General features: G+C 48.7%; 13 protein-coding genes. 5 read left to right on the top strand and 8 right to left on the bottom strand.

Annotated elements, in window-relative coordinates; all coding sequences use genetic code 11:
- Positions 1-159: 159 nt before the first annotated feature.
- Positions 160-1557: a glycoside hydrolase family 76 protein gene (locus tag ACKFKF_RS28585; protein ID WP_446870768.1), complete on the bottom strand. Its 1398-nt coding sequence runs from the start codon at positions 1555-1557 to the stop codon at positions 160-162.
- Positions 1558-1643: 86 nt separating this feature from the next.
- Between ACKFKF_RS28585 and ACKFKF_RS28580 the strand changes: the two genes are divergently transcribed.
- Positions 1644-2039: a ribosomal maturation YjgA family protein gene (locus tag ACKFKF_RS28580; protein ID WP_446870767.1), complete on the top strand. Its 396-nt coding sequence runs from the start codon at positions 1644-1646 to the stop codon at positions 2037-2039.
- A 155-nt stretch (positions 2040-2194) separates the two neighbouring features.
- Here the strand turns inward: ACKFKF_RS28580 and queF are convergent, their stop codons facing one another.
- Positions 2195-2605 (bottom strand): preQ(1) synthase, encoded by a 411-nt coding sequence (queF, locus tag ACKFKF_RS28575; protein ID WP_446859803.1) that lies wholly within the window; start codon positions 2603-2605, stop codon positions 2195-2197.
- A gap of 286 nt (positions 2606-2891) precedes the next feature.
- Here queF and ACKFKF_RS28570 point away from each other — a divergent pair, with 286 nt between their 5' ends.
- Positions 2892-3431, top strand: a complete 540-nt coding sequence (locus tag ACKFKF_RS28570) for a hypothetical protein (RefSeq protein WP_446870766.1) — start codon at positions 2892-2894, stop codon at positions 3429-3431.
- Between the two features lie 265 nt (positions 3432-3696).
- Complete coding sequence (locus tag ACKFKF_RS28565; protein ID WP_446859801.1) at positions 3697-4035, top strand: P-II family nitrogen regulator; 339 nt, start codon at positions 3697-3699, stop codon at positions 4033-4035.
- A gap of 143 nt (positions 4036-4178) precedes the next feature.
- Here ACKFKF_RS28565 and ACKFKF_RS28560 read toward each other — a convergent pair whose 3' ends face one another.
- From ACKFKF_RS28560 to ACKFKF_RS28550, 3 genes are all read right to left on the bottom strand, one after another.
- Positions 4179-6416 (bottom strand): tetratricopeptide repeat protein, encoded by a 2238-nt coding sequence (locus tag ACKFKF_RS28560; RefSeq protein WP_446870765.1) that lies wholly within the window; start codon positions 6414-6416, stop codon positions 4179-4181.
- Between the two features lie 122 nt (positions 6417-6538).
- Positions 6539-7474: a hypothetical protein gene (locus ACKFKF_RS28555; RefSeq protein WP_446870764.1), complete on the bottom strand. Its 936-nt coding sequence runs from the start codon at positions 7472-7474 to the stop codon at positions 6539-6541.
- A gap of 213 nt (positions 7475-7687) precedes the next feature.
- Positions 7688-10522: a cation-translocating P-type ATPase gene (locus ACKFKF_RS28550; protein ID WP_446870763.1), complete on the bottom strand. Its 2835-nt coding sequence runs from the start codon at positions 10520-10522 to the stop codon at positions 7688-7690.
- Between the two features lie 240 nt (positions 10523-10762).
- Between ACKFKF_RS28550 and ACKFKF_RS28545 the strand changes: the two genes are divergently transcribed.
- Positions 10763-11899: an AAA family ATPase gene (locus tag ACKFKF_RS28545; RefSeq protein WP_446870762.1), complete on the top strand. Its 1137-nt coding sequence runs from the start codon at positions 10763-10765 to the stop codon at positions 11897-11899.
- A 397-nt stretch (positions 11900-12296) separates the two neighbouring features.
- The gene (locus tag ACKFKF_RS28540; protein ID WP_446870761.1) at positions 12297-13490 is read left to right on the top strand and encodes a PDDEXK-like family protein; all 1194 of its coding nucleotides are present in this window, start codon (positions 12297-12299) and stop codon (positions 13488-13490) included.
- Between the two features lie 230 nt (positions 13491-13720).
- On the opposite strand, the gene cobN is transcribed toward ACKFKF_RS28540, so the two are convergent.
- The 3 genes from cobN to ACKFKF_RS28525 form a co-directional block, all read right to left on the bottom strand.
- The gene (gene cobN, locus ACKFKF_RS28535; RefSeq protein ID WP_446870760.1) at positions 13721-17422 is read right to left on the bottom strand and encodes a cobaltochelatase subunit CobN; all 3702 of its coding nucleotides are present in this window, start codon (positions 17420-17422) and stop codon (positions 13721-13723) included.
- Positions 17423-17605: 183 nt separating this feature from the next.
- Entirely contained in the window at positions 17606-18052 is a 447-nt protein-coding gene (locus tag ACKFKF_RS28530) for a ferritin-like domain-containing protein (protein ID WP_446870759.1), read from the bottom strand.
- A gap of 22 nt (positions 18053-18074) precedes the next feature.
- Entirely contained in the window at positions 18075-19031 is a 957-nt protein-coding gene (locus ACKFKF_RS28525) for an FTR1 family iron permease (protein ID WP_446870757.1), read from the bottom strand.
- Between the last annotated feature and the right edge of the window lie 215 nt (positions 19032-19246).

Genomic DNA, 19246 nt, shown 5'->3' with positions numbered 1-19246 from the left:
GGGCTGCCTGGAGTGATCGCTACAGCGAGGAATTTCATCGAATTCACGTTGTTTTTAAGGTGAGTCCGATGAAGTTTTTTGCTTCGTTGTCAAGCTTCTGCCTTCCAATTCTGGAGACTTTAGAGCATTGAATTTTAAAACATTGAATTCACGCTGTCTCTAGCCATTTTGTACGATTAATTCATTGAGATTGAGCCAATTGCGGCTGCCTTTGGAGCGATCGAAGATCAAAGAAACCGTATTTTCTCCAGCATTGAGCAAGACTGGGGGAACTGTGACCTGACTCCAACGGCTCCAGTTGCCTGTTCCAGGAAAGATGAGATTGGCGACAATGCCCTTGCCGTTGACAAACAGATAGCGACTCGACTCTCCCCCTGCCGCCGCATACCGGAAGGTCAGCGCATATCGACCGGACGATCGCACCGTCACCTTAAAATCAATCCACTGTCCGTCGCGATTCCAGCCTGCTACGTAGCCGCCACCGTGATAGCCCGGATAGATCGCCTCCGTCAACAACTGATGGAGAATGCCCCTTTCAGCCTGGTAGGTGTCTGGCGTAGTGCTTTCAAAATTGAGGGCGAGCGCCGCATTCAGGGCATCCATTGCCGCACTGTGTCGGGCTGCATCCGATCGGTCAAATTGCCCCGCCCACGACAGCCCAAACTGATTGGCATCATTGCGACACTGCGCCCAAATCGAGTCAGCATTGCGAGTGATAAACGTTTTGTAGGCGGGCTTGTTGGTCACCTGATAGAGCGCCAGCAAATTTCGCACAAAGATGCCTTTGAACTGGGGCCCGTCTGCTCCACAATCTGGTTCACAAGGCTCTCGCAAGATTCCGTTAGGAGCCAGTGCGCGAATGGCAGCATCGGCGATCGCTCCCGCTTGGGTCAACAGTGCCCGATCGTTCGTGATTCGATACAGATCTACCAGTCCGCCTAGAATTACGCCCTGATTGTAAGTCCAGGTGGTCTGCCCGTTGTTTTGACAATTGCTGGTCAGTCCATCGTTGATCAGATTGTCCCGATTGATCATGCCTGAGTTTTTGAACCAGTTCCATTCGCGAACCGCCCAATCGAGATAGCTACCCGCTCCCTTGTCGCCTGGTGTTCTCAAGTGCAGCCGAGCCGCGATCGCAAGAAACAACTCATTAGCGATCGCATTTTTATATTTGCGCTGTTTGCTCCACCAGATTCCGCCGCCACAGATCGCATCCCAGCCGCCTTTCATATCATTAAAGATCGTCTTTGCCATGTTGAGGTAGCGCGGTTCTCCAGTCAGATCAAAGGCTTTGATCCAGGTGAGCGCCCACCAGCCCTCGTCGTCATAAAACTCATTTAAGAAATTTTTGCTGCGATTTTTCTCAAAGGTGTTTGCTAGATTGGTGCGATAAGTTTGGCTCTGCGTCAGGGTGCAGTAGTCGATCGTCGTCTCCAAAGCGTTGGCCGCATTCCACCAGCCCGTTGTGTTCCAGAGTCCAGTCGTGCCGTTATAAAACCCTTGTAGCGCGACCATGCCTGCATCAGTGCGCTGGCGGCAAATCTCAGTTACATTCATCGCTGTCTCCTTGTGGCTGGTCAGATCAAGAGCCAAGTCTTTTTTAGTTTGATCAAAATAGCCCGATCGCGCCTCTTCCTTTCCCCATGTTTTATCGCATTGCTCTGTTGATCAGTACCGTTTTGCTCGTGCCGATCGGCTATCTGATCCGATTTTCTCAGAGTGGTTTTCCGTGGCTAGATGATGCTTTGGGCAGTGTCGCTTATGAGATGTTTTGGATTACGCTGGCGCTGACCGGATTTCCCAAATTTTCGCCGAAAAAGGTAGCGATCGCGGTTTGTCTAGTGACCTGTGCGATCGAGTTTCTGCAACTGTGGCAACCGCCGTTTTTGCAAGCGATTCGCGCTACGCTCCCTGGCAGACTGGTCTTGGGCAACACGTTTGGTTGGTCAGACTTTCCGCCTTACTTTGTCGGCAGCTTTTTGGGCTGGGTCTGGGTGATGTGGCTGCGGCGAGTTAGAAAGAGGGATGAGGGACTTTGAAGGGATGAGGGATGAGGGATGAGGGATGAGGGATGAGGGATGAAAGCAACTGCGTTTCGGGAGAGCTTGACGCGGGACTGCTTGAATCATCCTCGATCGTCACTTTTGACTATTGCCCTCCTCACCTCTTTTCATCCCTCACCTCTTTTCATCCCTCATCCCTCCTTCCGATGCGTCACCTCAACAACGGTATGCACATTTCCTCGTGGCGTGTAGTCGGCTTTTACCGTGATTTCTAGCGGGTCGCAGGCGGCTACTAGGTCATCCAAAATTTGGTTTGCGGACTCCTCGTGAGAAATGTAGCGATCGCGGTAGCTATTGATATACAGCTTGATCGCTTTTAGCTCGACCACGCGCTGATTGGGCACATAGGTTACGTAGATGGTGCCAAAGTCTGGATAGCCCGAAAACGGACACTTGCAGGTAAACTCCGGTAACGTAATGTAAATGTGGTAGCGGCGACCAGGGCGCGGATTAGGGAACGTGATTAGATTGCCTTCCTCGATCAGCCGTTCACCATACTTCACCGACTCGGAGGGAGTTTCTTGCGTTTGAGAAGAATTCATAGTAGGCGGGTCGTGTGAGTAGTAAATTGAAATTCTAAAACCTGTTGATTTTAACAAGTCTCCAGGTGATCGCTTTGACAGAAACAGCGCTATCATTCTTGAGCAATTACCTAGATAGAAAATTAGCGATCGCTCCAGGTCAACTATTGACGATTTTTGCTCAAATTTTTGACGATTTTTGCGTCCATTGGTCTAATTACAGCTATTCTGGGGCATACGTTTTTAACCAACCGCCTGCTATTTGTTTGATACCAAAGAGATGACATCCAAAAACCCCTCGCCGTCCATGCGAAATATTCCTCCTTCTGGGCAGATTCCACCGTCTGCAAGTGCTTATTCGCCCTCTGTTCCGATCTCGCTTTACCGAGAAGTCACCGCAGAGCTTCAGGCGGCCAGGACGACAATGGAGGCTCTCACCCAGCAAAATCATCAGTTAGCCAAGCAAAATCAGCAGCTTCGCCAAGAGATCGAACGGGCTGCTCAGTCGGCGATTCACCTCCGGCAGATTGTCACTAATTTGCCCCCCGTTGCGTCCGCCGAGATTCCCACTCCTCGGATGGAGATGCCGATCGAGCCGCCCAGCGTTCCGACAATGCCGAGCCGTCCGCCTGTGGCTCCCAAGCCTGCTCGCACCGAATCTGTGTTTGCCCCTGAGACGATCGTCTATGAGCAAGAAAGCCAGCCCCGTCGCAAAATTCAGTCTGAGAAAAAGCCAGGCGAGTTGGGCGGTTGGTGGTTGGGTCTAGTGATTGTTCTCATTGTGGTCTCCGCTTTTGGAACGGGATTTTTGATCGTGCGTCCGTTGTTGCCGTCTTCTAATAAGTGAGGCGCGATTGAATGCAGCGCGATCGAAAAATTTGCTTGATTTTCTCAAACAGCAACAAATCTTGATAAAGGTCAGAGCCGATAGCGTAGGAGCGCAACAGTTCGTCAAAAAAATTGGGATGCGATCGTGAGAGACTTTAGAAATAACGGTGACTTAGGAAAGATGACCTGGGGAAATGTACGATTCGTTACAATTACTTCCCTCGTAACGGTGATACATAGTGTCATGCTGATAGATATCGATATGTGACAAGGAGTGTAGGAGCTTGAAAAAGGTTGAGGCAATCATTCGCCCCTTCAAACTTGATGAAGTCAAGATCGCGCTAGTGAATGCGGGAATTGTGGGCATGACGGTTTCTGAAGTCCGAGGCTTTGGGCGGCAGAAGGGTCAAACTGAGCGGTATCGTGGCTCAGAATACACGGTCGAGTTTTTGCAAAAGCTTAAGGTTGAAATTGTGATCGAAGATGATCAGGTGGACATGGTGGTTGACAAGATCATTGTGGCTGCTAGAACGGGCGAAATCGGTGATGGCAAAATTTTCATCACGCCTGTTGACCAGGTGGTTCGGATTCGCACTGGAGAAAAGAATCTAGAAGCGGTTTGATTTCTTCTCTAAATCTGGTTTGAAACCAAGTTTTATCTATTCACCTTTCCAGACTTGATCAGGCGATCCCACAGATGGGGTTGCCTTTTTTGTCCAGGTGAAGCGATCGGGCTATTTCGACAAAAGAGAAAGCTGCTCATTCCTCATTTCATCTCTTTTCTCACCTGCTCTCGCAACTGGAGCAACTCATCAGGTTTGAAGCCAAGTGCGATCGCTCGATCGAGATCTGAAAGGGCACGATCGTACTGCTGCTTTTTGAAGTAAGCTACCCCACGAATGGCATAAGCCTGCGCCAAATTGGAATTGATCTGGAGCGCTTGGTTATAAGCAGCGATCGCCTCATCAAGTCTGTTCTGGTTTGTCAGCGCATTGCCTAGATTGTTGTAGGCTTCAGCATGTTTTGGGTCAAGCTTGATCGCTTGGTTGTAGGCAGTGATCGCCTCATCGAGCTTGTTTTGCTTAGACAGGGCAATGCCCAGATTGTAGTAAGCATCAGCATATTCGGGGTTAATCTTGATTGCTTGGTTGTAAGCTGCGATCGCCTTATCAAGTTTGCTTTGGTCAGACAGCACAATGCCCAGATTGTTGTAGGCTTCAGCATATTTAGGGTTAATCTTGATCGCTTGGTTGTAGGCAGTGATCGCCTTATCAAGTTTGCTTTGGTCAGACAGCACAATGCCCAGATTGTTGTAGGCTTCAGCATATTTAGGGTTAATCTTGATCGCTTGGTTGTAGGCAGTGATCGCCTCATCAAGTTTGTTTTGCTTAGACAGGGCAATGCCCAGATTGTTGTAAGCATCAGCATATTTAGGGTTAATCTTGATTGCTTGGTTGTAGGCAGTGATCGCCTCATCGAGTTTGTTCTGCCTAGACAACGCATTGCCCAAATTGTTGTATGTAGCATATTTAGGGTCAAGCTTGATTGCTTGGTTGTAAGCTGCGATTGCCTTATCAAGTCTGCTTTGGTCAGACAGCACATTACCTAGGGCAAACCAGGCAATTGGATCATTGCGATCAATTTCTACTGCCCGCTGAAACTCTGCCTCTGCTGCTGGGTAATCCTTCTTCTGCTGATAGACATAACCGCGTCCCATTAAGGCAAACGTGTTGAGAGGATTGCGATTGATCACTCGTTTGAAGATATCCAAGGCATTGTCGTAATTTCCCTTTGCGCTCTCAGCTAGAGCATTGCTAAACTGCCACACATCCCGGATGTTCTTTTGCTTTTGGTCTAAGTTCGCGCTGGTCGTGTTGAGTGTATCTTCTTGTCGCTTCAGCAGGTCTTGCACCATGACTTGAGCTTGTTTAGCGCGATCGGACTGTTGTTCTGCATCTTTGCGCTTTGACTCCGTTGCCGTCAGCCTCACTTCTGCGCTGGTCAGCCTTCCCTCTACACCTTTGCGCTTCTGATCTGCATCTTCCGCCTTCCGATCTGCAACTGTCGCGTTTTGAACTGCATTCTTCGCGTTTCGATCGGCAACCGTCACTCTTTTTTCTGCATTTTCCGCCTTCTGATCTGCAACTGTCGCGTTTTGAACTGCAAGGAGCGCCCTTCGACCTGCATCTTTTGCGTTTTGAGCTTGAAAGAAGGCATAACCTCCGGCAATCGCCGCGATCGCCACCGCAACAGGCACCACGATCGCCGCAAGCTTCACCCGTTGCAGGGCGCGTTCCCCTTTTGCCAGCAGTAGATTGTAGTCATCCTCAACCTGACGACTGGTGCTAATGTAGTCTCGTTGCAAATCCGTGGGAACTGGCTCCTTGTCAGCACTTGCAGCCAGCCAGGTTTCCGCTTCGGTGAGATCACTTTTTCGCAACAAAAAGCTGTCGTCTCGTCCCCGCTTGTTCCATTCGATCGCCTTCACCAGCAGCCTTGTATGCGATCGCGTGTGCAATGGATCAGTGTCGATCGCCTTCACCAATCGCGCAAACGCAGGCTCAAACTCGCCATCTCGAAAGAAAATCCAATCGAGCGGACGCAGCGACGCATGAACTGTTTCAGGTGACACTGAGCGACACACAACGGGAATCAACCGTTTTTTATGCAAAACCGCGTGATCAATCTCCTGATTGCAATACTGAGACGCGATCGAATCAGGACTGATCACAAAAATGAAGCTATTTGCAGCCTCAATGCCCGTCACGATCGCCTGCCAAAAATCTTCCGCCGCCTGAATCGACAGCCAATCAACCCAGGTGTCGCGGTTTTCCCCCTTCAGCGCCTCCAGCAAGCCACGAGCAAACTCACTGTCTCTGCGCGAATAAGAAATAAACACATCATGGTCAATTCGATCTCTAGCAGAACTCGAAATCAGAACAGCACTCTCACTCATGCCCGTGTTTCCTCTGTGCGATCGCTGTGCCCAGATTAACAGAGACAACGCTTTGTCAGAAGTAAAACCACAAATAAAGTTTTGAGTTGTGAATGATGCCTCTTAGCACCCTTTCTATAGTCAGAGATACAGCAAGTGATCGGCGAAGACCCAGAAAACCCAGAATTCCCCTAATTTTTGCGATCGCCCTCCTTCACAGGCGCAGGAACTTGAGGAAACGCGGGAATGACGCGATCTGCTTCAGCAGATATCTCTTTGAGATCTGTTTCAGCAGACATCCCTTTGAGACCGCTTGATGAACTCGTCTCCTCGACCAAATGCTTCATCACGGCTTCGTTTTGACTGACGACGGGAGTCAGTAACGCTTTGGGTGGAGTGGCTTCTACTAAGGAAACTGGCTCAATGGGTAACACAGGCGCTTTTACAGTTGGCTTTGCAGTGGGCTTCTGAGCTACAGCCTTGGCGATATTGGACTTAAAGTTCAGTGGGGCCCTTTTGCGAGGCGGCTCGATCGCCCGATTGGGATCTCGAAATTCACGATCGGCTTTGATTTGTTGCACCAATGCAATATGGCGATCGGTTACCCAGGCAGCCCGAACGATCAACTTTAGCCGACCAGCCGTTTTGAGTGCTTGAGTCCACTCTCTTTGCGCCATCTGATCGATCGCCGCTTCCGCAATCTCGTCCGCCTTTTCTGAGGACTGCTTCCAATCAGAAATGCGGCGCTGGGCTGCGTCATAGGTTGGAGAAGTTCGGGAAATTGAGTTAGCCAGGTCGATCGCGTTCTCAAACTCCCCAGCTTGAAAGGCGATTTCTGCCTGCTCCATCAACTCATTTGACCATTGCAGAACCAATTGCTTTCCTTCTGGTTGAAGGTCTGAAGGCAGATTGCCCAACAAACGAATCGCGGCCGCCAGATTACCAGGCGTTTTCTGCTGCACGCTTGCTTTGGCACAATACAATCGCTGAGACGCATTGGCTTGATCGTTGATCGTTTCACAGCTAGAAGAATGGGGCGTTTTGAGCACTTGAAAGGCGATCGCGCTGATGCCCAGAGGCAAAACGATTAGGCTGATCAGACAGAATTTCCAGGCTAATCGTTTCATTTGCAGCGCTCCTCGGTTTGGGTAATCCGGCGTGTTCCATAACACACTTCATTACTCAAAAGATTTCACTGCGATCGCGGAGAATTGTTCAGCAAAAACCAGGAATTTACACAGGCTTTAAGAATTAGGGAGGATGGAGGGAGGAAGGAGAAAGGAGGAGGGATGAAATATTGTTTGCACTGTGATTTCAACCCTCGATCCGGTTGGGTTGTCCTACTTTTGTTTGCGGCTAAAGTACCAGCGCACAAATAGTTTTTCTAGCTCGATCCAGACAAACATGATGGCGCTGAAGCCAAAGCAGACGGCTAGTTCATTGAAGGTGAGATAGTGGGTGCCAAAGAAGGCTCTCAACGGTGGAACGTAGACCAAAGCGAGTTGTAGCAGCGTCGTCACAACCACCGCAGCCCAGATGTAAGGGTTGGTTCTGGGGTCTAGCTCGATCGTCAATTTGGTATTCGATCTGATGGCGATCGCGTGTCCCATTTGGGCAATACACAGCGTTGTAAAAACCATTGTTTTCCAGCGATCAGCATCGAGTCCGTTCCCATTCACTTGTTGGGTGTATTGGTATGATCCGACCATGAGAATAATTGTGATGATTGCCAACACAATTCCCACTCGCAGCATGTAAGCGCCCAAGCCTCTGGCAAAGATGCTCTCACTTGGATTGTTGGGCGGACGGTTCATGACATTGGGTTCCGCAGGTTCAACAGCCAGCGCTAGAGCGGGTAATCCGTCGGTGACGAGGTTCATCCAGAGAATCTGCAAGGGTGAAAGGGGAACGCCTCCCGTAGTCAGTAGGGGTGAAACGGCGATCGTAATCACTTCCCCAATGTTGGAGCCGAGAATGTATTTGATAAAGCGACGAATGTTGGTGTAGACGGTGCGGCCTTCTTCGGTGGCGGCGACGATCGTGGCAAAGTTATCGTCCAACAAAACCATATCGCTGGCTTCTTTGCTCACGTCCGTTCCGGTGATGCCCATTGCGATCCCGATATCGGCTTGTTTGAGGGCGGGCGCATCGTTTACACCATCTCCAGTCATGGCTACGATTTTGCCGTTTTTTTGCAGCGCCTGGACAATTCTCAGTTTGTGTTCGGGAGCCACTCGTGCATAGACACTGACCCGATCGACCTGCCGTTCTAACTCGCGCGCATCCATTTTTTCGAGGTCACGACCCACAAGAACTTCATCGCTAGGTTTGGCAATACCGAGGTTTTCAGCGATCGCTTTGGCGGTGAGTTGGTGATCTCCGGTGATCATGATGGGGCGAATGCCAGCCGATCGACAGCGCGCGACAGCATCTCTGACTTCAGGGCGCGGCGCATCCAACATATCTACCAGTCCCAGCCAGACCAGGGCTTTTTCACTCACCTCGTCTGAACCTTCGGGTGGCAATTCGGTTAGTGGTTTGTAAGAGAAGCCCAAAACGCGCAGGCCTTTTCCGGCGAGTTCGTTATTTTTGGCGAGGATTTGCCGACGCTGTTCTGGTGTGATCGACTGTACCGAATCGCCAATCTGAATCTGTTGGCAACGCTCCAAAATCAATTCGGGAGAGCCTTTGGTAAACATGAGAAACGGAGTCGCCAAAAAGCCTGTTTCTGATTTGAGCAAGTCTGCCGTATCTTTGACAATCACACTCATCCGCTTGCGCTCAGACGAAAAGGGAAACTCTTGGACTCGCGGTAGCTTGCTGTTCCATTGATCGGCTGCTAACCCAGCTTTGGCCGCCACGGTTAGCAGCGCCCCTTCGGTTGGATCGCCCAAAATCGTCCACTGACCCTTGTCTTCTTGCAAAATTGAGTCGTTACACAGCGTACAGGCCAGCATCAGAGCGCGGACTTCAGGACTATCTGACGGATTAATTTTGCGCTTCTGTAGCGTGAATTCTCCTTTGGGGCTGTATCCTTCTCCGGTGACGGCCAGCGATGCACTTGCGGTATGCAGAGATTGCACCACCATTTTGTTTTGTGTCAGCGTTCCCGTTTTATCAGAGCAAATATTTGTGACAGAGCCGAGTGTTTCAACCGCCGGAAGCTTACGAATCAGGGCATTCCGCCGCACCATGCGCTGAGTCCCGATCGCCAGTGTCACTGTAATCACCGCAGGCAACCCTTCTGGCACCACTGCCACCGCCATACTCAGCGACACTTGCAGCAACTCTCTCAACGGCGCAAAGCTGCGTGCCGAGACAATGCCCACGACGACGACGATCGCCACCAGCGCCAGCGCCCCCGTCACCAAAACTTGACTGAGTTGATCCATTCTCTGTTGTAATGGGGTCGGCTCAGACTCGACGGCTTGCAGCATGGTGGCGATTTTACCCAGTTCCGTCCGCATTCCCGTTCCAGTCACCATCACCGTCCCGCGACCCTGCACGACTTCAGTCCCCTGGTAGACAAGATTGAGGCGATCGCCTAGAGAGGTTTCTTCAGGTAGCTGTAGGGTAGCCTGCTTGTTGACCGCATGTGCTTCCCCGGTGAGGGCGGACTCGCGGATCTGCAAATTAGCGGCTTCGAGCAAACGCCCATCGGCGGCAATTTGTACGCCTGCTTCGACCTGCATCAAGTCTCCGGGCACCAGATCGGGCGAATCGATTTCACTGACTCTGCCATCTCGGATGACTCTGACTCGCGGAGAGGACAACTGTTTGAGCGCCGCCAATGCCTTCTCAGCCCGACTTTCTTGAATGTAGCCCAGCGCCCCATTGAGAATCACGATCGCCAAAATTGCGATTGTATCCTTAAAGGGAATGTCTCCTGGCTTGCCCGTCCCCTGCAACAGATCTAGCAAGTCCAAAATGCCCGAAACCAGCGCTACCCCAATCAGCATCAGCAGCATGATGTTTTTGAACTGATCGAGCAAAATCGTCAGCGTACTGCGCCCTCCTGCTTCTTCCAATTCATTTGGGCCAAACTTGACCCGGCGATCGGAAACCTGTTGAGAGTCGAGTCCGGTTTTGCTGTCAGTTTGCAGTGAGTCGATCGTTTGCTGAACATCTAGCGTGTGCCAAGCTGCGTCGATCGTGGGCAATGAGTTAGAAGCCATAGAATTTAATTGAAACGAACAAAAAATGGATGCCTACAGCACTCAATGATAGTGCTTAAATAAGAGAGATAGCACTATTAAATAGTGTGAAATCTCTGATTTGCAGGATAGACTGTAGAGTCCAGACCGTTGGTGATTAAGCCAAAAGCCAAAAGCCATTTGCAGATAGACTCTGACGTTTAACTCTTCATAGTCTAGAGTCCAAAGTCTGAGATCGTCACAAATTTTTTCTGACTCGCGATGGTTGGCAATCCCTTTGTTCCGCAAAATTTGGTAGGTCGGCAAACTGAACTGCGACAGGTCAGCAAGATTTTGGCAGCCGACGGGGATCTGGTGCTGGCGGGCGTTCCGGGCATTGGGCGACGAACGCTGGTGCGCTGGGCCGCGAGAAAATGTGGAGCCAGAGTGATCGAAATTGACTGCCTGAGAGCCACAGACTACCGCCGCTTTCTCGAACTACTGGCTGAGGGCTTGATTGCCGCCTTTGAGTCTCCTAAAGAGGTTGCGCTAATTCAACGCTGGAGCCAGACCCAACCGCTGATTTTGCAAAAGTTGCCCAACGGCAGAACTTGTTTAGTCTGGCAGTTTTCGTCTGGCAAAGAATGGGCGTTGTTTCAAGCTTTACTGACATTGCCGCAGGTGTTGGCCGAGTGGCTCGACTGTCGGGTGGTGCTGGTGTTTCAGAATTTTCCTCATATGCGATCGTGGGATCGTCACAGCAAATGGGAGCATTATCTTCGCCAAGAAATTCAGCAGCAGAGTCGAGTCAGCTATGCGCTAATTGCAACGGTTGCCGAACGCTGGGTTGAGCAGAGCGATCTGCAAGTCGTTTCGCTCGGCCCGCTGTCTGATGAAGATCTGGCACCCTGGTTAGAAACGGCGATCGCTCCCGAAGATCTGAAGTTTGAGCCAGAGGCTTTGTCGCTTTTTCTCAACCATGTGCAGGGGCATTTTAGAGATACGATCGCGCTACTTCAGCGAGTCTGGCTTGACATCAAAACGAGAGATCAATCTGGGGAATGGCAAAAATCCACCTCTGACGCTTCACCCCTCACCCTTCGCGCTTCACGCTTCATTCAAGCTCACCATATTCATCGCAGTACCTTAGCGCTGGTTGAAGATCTGTCTGTCACGTTTGAGTCGTTAATTTTGTTGTTGCCGCCCAGCCAGGTAAGGGTGTTAGAAAGTTTGGCGCTCGACCCAACGGATAGCCCTCATGCCAGAGAATACATTCAAAAGCATCATCTTTCGAGGGGAGGCGGACTGCAAGGAGCGTTGGCTAGTTTAGAACAAAAAGGTTTGGTCTACGGCCCAGAATATCGTTATCGAATTGCATTGCCGTTGCTGGCATTTTGGCTAAAGTATCGGTTGAGTTGATATGAAGTCGATATGTCGTTTTACTCCAGTTTGTCTTTTTTATATTTCAAAGTTAATAAACCAGAAGATTAGAAATGACTCATCACCGCTTGAGATCAATGTGTTTCTTGTGGTTATAGCGGTTCTCACCAGAGTGAGGTATGGTATGACATTTGTAGCGCTTGTACAGCAGGGATTTCAATGTACTTCATCCGTTCAAGAACCGCTATAATTTCAAAAGTCTGCCTTTTAACCTGCTTTGAGTATGAATCAGATAATAGAGTTGTTGGTTAATAAGCCCAAAAATCCTTGAAGCCTAGTCCTGGTCAGGTTTTTAGAGGTTTTGCCAAAGATCCCTGGAAGCTATATCTGACAGTCGATTCGGCGATTTTTTCTGTTAAAACCCAACAAGTCTAATATGGATAAAGCTGATCAGAGTATTCTAGAAGCCTTAATCGTTGACAATCCAGATCTCACTTTACTAGAATCAAAATTATCGAGTTTCAATATTTTTGAAGCGGTTGGAATGACTCGACAGGAGATTCGCCACTCCTATTTTCTGGCATTTCTCTTAAACCCGTCGGAATCTCACTATTTTGGCGACTTATTCCTCAAAAAATTTCTCATTACAACGTTGCTCGATTTTGAAGATCCACCGTTTAGTGCGATCGAAATCGATGTTGCCAGTTTAGAAGACACAGAAGTTAAGCGAGAGTATCGAAATATTGATATCTTGATTTACTCGCCAATTAACAAGATCGTGATTGCAATTGAAAATAAAGTCGATTCCGTCGAACATTCTGACCAGTTAAACAGGTATGGAGAAATAGTTTCGACTGAGTTTCCTGACTATCGAAAGTGCTTGATATATCTCACCAAGGATGGGGATAAAGCATCTGAGTCAAATTGGCATTCGCTGAGTTACGAGACAATTGCTAATTGTATAGACAGTATCTGTCTGCAACACAGTGCCAAGATGAATGGCGACGTTCGCAGCTTAATGACCCATTACAGTAACCTAATTAAGAGACACATCATGAGCGACTCAGAAATTGCCAACCTCTGTCGAAAAATCTATAAACAGCATCGACAAGCCCTTGATTTAATTTATGAGCACCGTCCAGACTGGCAATCAGAAATCTCAGATTTCCTTCAGCAACTCATTCAAAATAATCAGGAACACGATATTGAAAAAGATGATTGCAATAAGAAATGTATTCGATTTGCCCCAAAGGAATGGGATGAACTGGAGTTCCAGAAAACTTGTCATGGATGGACAAGCAGTCAGCGTATATTGCTGTTTCAATTTTGGAATGATTCGCAATATCTTGGGCTAGGTTTAGTTGCGGGGCCGGGGGATCAAAATTTGAAACAAAATATTTATGATGCGATCAGAAACTCTTTTCCTGGAAAACGCCAAAGAACACTTAAAGGAGCAGGATGGAATGAGATTTTTGCAATACCAATTCTCAATGCCTCAGATTACGAAGATGGAGATTTAGACAGCGTTAAAGAGAAGATAAAATCATTTTTTGAAAAGTCTCTTAACCATGAAATAAAGTTAATTCGTGAAGCCATCACTCAATTGCAGCGTAACCCAACGACTGAGTAAGGTAAGCATGAGAGTTGATTATAGGGGTTGTATAGCAAAGATCCCGATGTACTTCATCCGTTCAAGAACCGCAATATAGATTTAATAAGCTCGAAGGTAGGATCTACAAGTAACAATCTTGTTCATTTAACCTGAACTCGATGAAGTTTTTTTGCTTTGTTATTCAACGCTTCTTCCTCTCAAGCTGCCAATTCTGGGGGACTTTCGACCTTCCACAGCGTTTTGATGCATCAGGATATTTGAGTCTCGATCGCTCCCTCTGCTTCTAGGGCTAAGGCGCGTAGTTGGTCGATCGTCGCGTCGGGGACGTTTTTCCATAATCCTCGCTGGTGCGCTTCGAGTAGTCGTTCTGCAATGTCTCGCAACGCCCAGGGATTGTTTTGTTGAATGAACTCTTGAACGCGACGATCGAATAAGTAAGCCTCTGCAACGCCTTGATACATGAAATCTTGAACGCAGTTGGCCGTTGCATCGTAGGCAAACAGGTAATCCAATGTGGCTGCCATCTCAAACGCACCTTTGTAACCATGCCGCATCGTCCCCTCGATCCACTTGGGATTGACCACTCTAGTCCGATAAACACGGGTGATTTCTTCGGCTAATTTGCGAACTTTTGGCTGCTCTGGGCGAGAATTGTCTCCAAAATAGGTTTGGGGTGAGGTGCCAGAAAGCGATCGTACCGCAGCGGTCAAGCCGCCCTGAAACTGGTAATAATCGTCAGAATCTAAGAGATCATGCTCTCGATTGTCCTGATTTTGCAACACAATTTGCATATTATTCAAGCGCTGGTGGAAGGCTTCGGGGGCTGATTTTCCTTGGGATTTGCGGGTGTAGGCGTAGGCGCTCCAGTCAATGTAGGCGCGGGCTAGATCTGAGTCGTCTGTCCAATTTTGTCCCTCAATGAGTCCCTGTAGTCCAGCACCATAGGCACTTGGCTTTGATCCAAAAATTCGATACAGCGATCGCTCCTCTGCTTCTTTTGCGGGTATTCCTTGTGATTCCCAGTAGATTCGTTCTTGTGTTGCTTTTTGTGACAGCGGATTTTGTTCGGCTGATTCTTTTAGTTGAGCGACTGCAATCACCGCACTGTCAAATAAATCGATTAAATTGGGAAACGCATCGCGAAAGAAGCCAGAAATTCTGAGCGTTACATCGACACGGGGACGATCGAGACTAGAAAGCGGCAAAATCTCAAAGTCAATCACCCGTCGGGAAACGCCATCCCAAATTGGTTTGACTCCCAGTAATGCGAGGGCTTCTGCAATGTCGTCACCGCCCGTTCGCATGGTAGACGTGCCCCAAACGGACAATCCTAATGTTTTGGGATATTCACCATTTTCCTGGGTGTATCGCTCTACCAACGTCTCAGCGGCTTTTCTGCCAATCTCCCAGGCCGTCTCCGTGGGAATGGCTCGAATGTCAACTGAGTAAAAGTTTCGTCCCGTCGGTAAAACATCTGGTCTACCGCGAGTGGGAGCACCCGAAGCACCGCTAGGAATATACTTCCCGTCTAATCCTCGTAACAGATTGATGATTTCTTGATCGGTTTTCTGTAATGCTGGAAGCAAGCGATCGCGAATCCAATTCAATTCTTGATCTGTAGCAGTTCCGATAGCGGGTATGTCAGATTTTTGAATCAGTTGGGTGATTAGTTCTGCGGCATAAAGTTCAATCACTTCTACAACATCACCGACAATTTGGCAGTGATTGAGTTTGGGATGAGACGTGATCACTGATTCACCCAGGTCAGCCGTGAGGGGATCTATGTCTAGCTGCCAGTCTTGAGCGATCGCACGAGTCAGTCCTAATCGATTGGCATTGGGATTGCGAGCGATCGCCACCGTCAAATCGCAGAGTTGTCTGCCCTGGGGACACTGACCAAAAATGTGTAAACCATCTCGGATTTGAGCTTCTTTTAATTCACAGAGATAGCCGTCTGCGGTTTTGAGAAAGGCTGGCAAAGTGGAGTCATCTAAAGTTGAACGATCGAGTCCTAGATCCTGGTCGAGATTTTCTTGCAAAATTAACTGAGTAAGGCGATCGCGAACCAGTCCCAGTCGAGCCGGATCGAGCGTTTGCGCTTCGTAATATTCGTCGATTAGCCCTTCTAGCTGGTGCAAATTTCCGTAGAGTTCGGCACGAGTCATGGGGGGCGTTAGATGGTCGAGAATCACAGCTTGGGCGCGTCGTTTGGCTTGAGATCCTTCGCCGGGATCGTTGACGATGAACGGATAGAGATGAGGAGTCGCCCCAAAAACCGCTTCGGGATAGCAGTTTTCAGAAAGTGCCACGCTTTTTCCGGGGAGCCATTCTAGATTGCCGTGTTTGCCGACATGCACGATCGCCCCTGCTCCAAATTTGGATCTAACCCAGTGATAAAACGCAAAATAATCATGGGCAGGTTCGAGATCGGGCGCGTGGTAATTGAGAGCAGGATCGCGATCGTAGCCTCGCGCAGGTTGTATACCGACAAACACATTTCCTAACTGAATTCCTGAAATCGGAAAGGTCGGTTCTGAAGGGTTTCCCCAGCGAGTATTGACACCTGTTTGAATGGCGATCGGTAGCTGCTCAAAATAAGGTTGATACTGTTCTATTGAGAGGGACTGCCGCACTTTTCTCAGCGATCGACCTTCGGGATCATTCGTTACGCCTGCTGTTAGTAATTGAATCAATTCTTGATCGTTTTCGGGAATATTTCCGACTGAATATCCTGCAAGTTTGAGCGCTTTGAGAATTTCGAGACAACTGTTGGGAGTATCCAAACCGACTCCATTGGCTAACCGCCCATCTCGATTGGGATAGTTGGCTAAAATCAGCGCAATTTTTCGATTTTTAGGCGAAGTTTGTCGCAGTTTTACCCAATTTGCTGCCAGGTCAGACACAAATTGAATGCGATCGGCGATCGGTTCATAAACCACCACATCGGTTTGTAGGCGAGCATTTTGAGTTTCGACTGACTTAAAGGAAACGGCTCTTGTGATGATTCTTCCGTCCACTTCGGGGAGTGCGACATTCATCGCCATATCTTTGGGTGCCAATCCTTGAAAGCCAGATGCCCATTGTTCTTGAGTTCCGCCGCTCAAAATCACTTGCAGCACCGGAACATTCAATTGCTCCCACAATTCGACTTGAGGTGTTTCGGTGTCTAATCGAGCGAGGGAAAAGCTGGTTGTATTCAGCAATAAATCAAGGTGCCGACCATATTTAAGCAGCGCTTTCTGAACGGCGGGTTCGCGTAATGACGAAACAAAGATGGGAATTGGCGATAAGTTTCTTTGGGCTAAAGATTCACATAATGCATCAATAACGGCTGTATTTCCCGCAAGATAATGAGCGCGATAAAATAAGATTCCGACTTCTGATTTTTTGGTTCGTTTTTGCCATTGACGAACGCCAATTCGAGGAACCGATTTAGGGAGAGAAACCGAATATTTTTGTTGTAAATAGTTAGTTGAAATGAATTTCAAAAGATTGCAATAGTTGTCAGGGCCACCCTCTAAGAGGTATTGCCAAACTTGATTACTTTCGCTTAGAGAAACCGTTGAATGACTGGTGAGATTGGGATCAGGACGCTCATCACCCGGCAGAATAATTAATTTTGCACCCGTCTGCTGTGCCGTTTCCTCAACCACTTCTAACCCATAGCTCCAGTATGATCGCCCCCCAATCACCCGCACAATTATCACCTGAGCCTGACTCAACACATCTTCGGCGTAGGTGTCGACCGTCAGTTGTTGTTGTAGCTGAAGTAAATTGACCACACGCAGGGCGGGGAAGCCATCAGGTAACTGAGTGACGGCGGCCGCAAGGGTTTGAATGTCGGTGTCGGCGGCGGTAATGAAAACGATCGGGGCGGGTTGCTGTTCGACAAAGATCACACCCTCTGCTGATGGGTTCCAACCTCCGGGAATGGTCGCAAGACGGTGCATAATCGACTCTGTAAAGGGGCACAAATTCCATTTATGATAACGCTAATGGAGATGCCTTTGACCTTGTAGAGAATGACAAGCCAGATCAAAGATCCGAAAACGCTGTAGGTTTTGTTTTTACAACGGTAGTTAGATTGCTAAATAGACACATTAGCAATCAGTAAAATCTTCCAAACTCAAATTCTACCTTCCAGTCGGGCTGAAGTCTCGCAGCATTTTCTTCAATTCCATGCCGTGTAGTTCTTCTTGACCGATCATCGTTCGAGCAAACTCTTCTAGATAAATGCTGGCATCTTCAACGACTTCGAGCAAATTTTTGTATAAGCTCAGGGCGCTCGATTCGTGGTGCAAGCTTTCGAGTAAAATGTCGTAGATTGAATGCTTGTGAGTTTCCTCGATCGGTGCAATTCGCAAACTCGGATGTCCTTCTAATCCCGTCAAAATTTCTCCAGCTTGTTGAGCGTGAAGCAGCGATTCTGTGGCCTGGGCTTTGAGAAACTGCACGATTGGAATTCGATTCGGCCCTGTGACCATCAATGAGTAGTGAGTATAGCGAACCACGCCCGACAGTTCAGATTCCATTATGGAATTGAGCAAATTGGTTGCGGCTTTGACATCAAGTTCTCGCATGGGAATTATTAGCTTGAGTGAATTATTTTGTAACAGACTCGCGATTTTTTTGGAATGGAAAGATGACACGTCCGGACAAGCTTTGGAAATAGATTCCACCCACGGTAATTAGAAAGATTCCATAACCCAGGGCTTGAACAAAATACAACCGTTGAGTGTACCCGAACAATGCACTTAAGATAATGCCAGGAAAGCGATCGTCTGGTAATATTTTACTCATGTTCCAGACCATCGGGCCCAGAATGCAGTTTCGATCCAGCGGTTTGGCAAAGCGTTCGTAAAAGAAGCAGAGCGATTGTGATTTGCGATCGAGTTGCGCCAGGGTATTAAACGCTGTGTCGAAGTGTCCTAGAGCCGTCACCACCAAGCCTGAAACGATCAGCAGCAGTAGGGCACCCATGACCATAAAGAACTTTCTGAGATTTAGCTTAACGCCCCACTTAAAAAGTAAAGTGCCAATGCCCACGGAGGCGATGATTCCGGCGATCGCTCCCAAAGCGGGCACAAGTCCCTGCTGAAACTTAGCGGCAATAAACAACACCGTCTCAAACCCTTCTCGCAGTACCGCAAAGAAAATCAGCGAAAACACGCCCCATCCCGCCTTCGTGTCCGTGGTCAAAACAGAGCCGATCGCCCCTTCCACAGTTTGTTTCATGTGTCGAGCGTTTTGCGTCATCCAGATCAGCATCCAACTCAGAAGGGCAATCGCCAGCAGGCTAAACCCCCCTTCGAGCAAGGGTTCCAAAACGGGAGCATATTTTTGATCAGACGATCCCAAACTTTGCAGCATCCAGCCAAACAAAACGCCGACGATCGCACTAGCGACCAGTCCCGCTGCCACTCCCCCGTAAACCCAGGGATTCAAATGTCGCTGTTTTGCTTTTTTTAGGTAAGCCAACACAATCCCAACCACAAGCGCGGCTTCAACGCCTTCGCGAAGGGTAATCACAAACGTAGGTAAAGCAGAACTGAAGTCCATGAGATTTGGTAAGGTGAGTTTTGACGATCGAGTTCAAGTTGAGCAGACTTCATACCAAATCAACAGTTACTTGCTACAGATCCTCATCCCTAAATCCTCCAATTTTAGGAACTTTGACTAAGCTTGGCTGATCGATCTGTTGCACCTATTTTTAACGTGAATTCGATGAAGTTTTTTTGCTTCGTTCTTCAGCGCTTCTGCCCCCCAACCCCCCA

The sequence above is a fragment of the Phormidesmis sp. 146-12 genome (assembly GCF_052939495.1).
The sequence above is the reverse complement of the archived record's forward strand: the minus strand, read 5'-3'. Positions and strand labels throughout refer to the sequence as shown.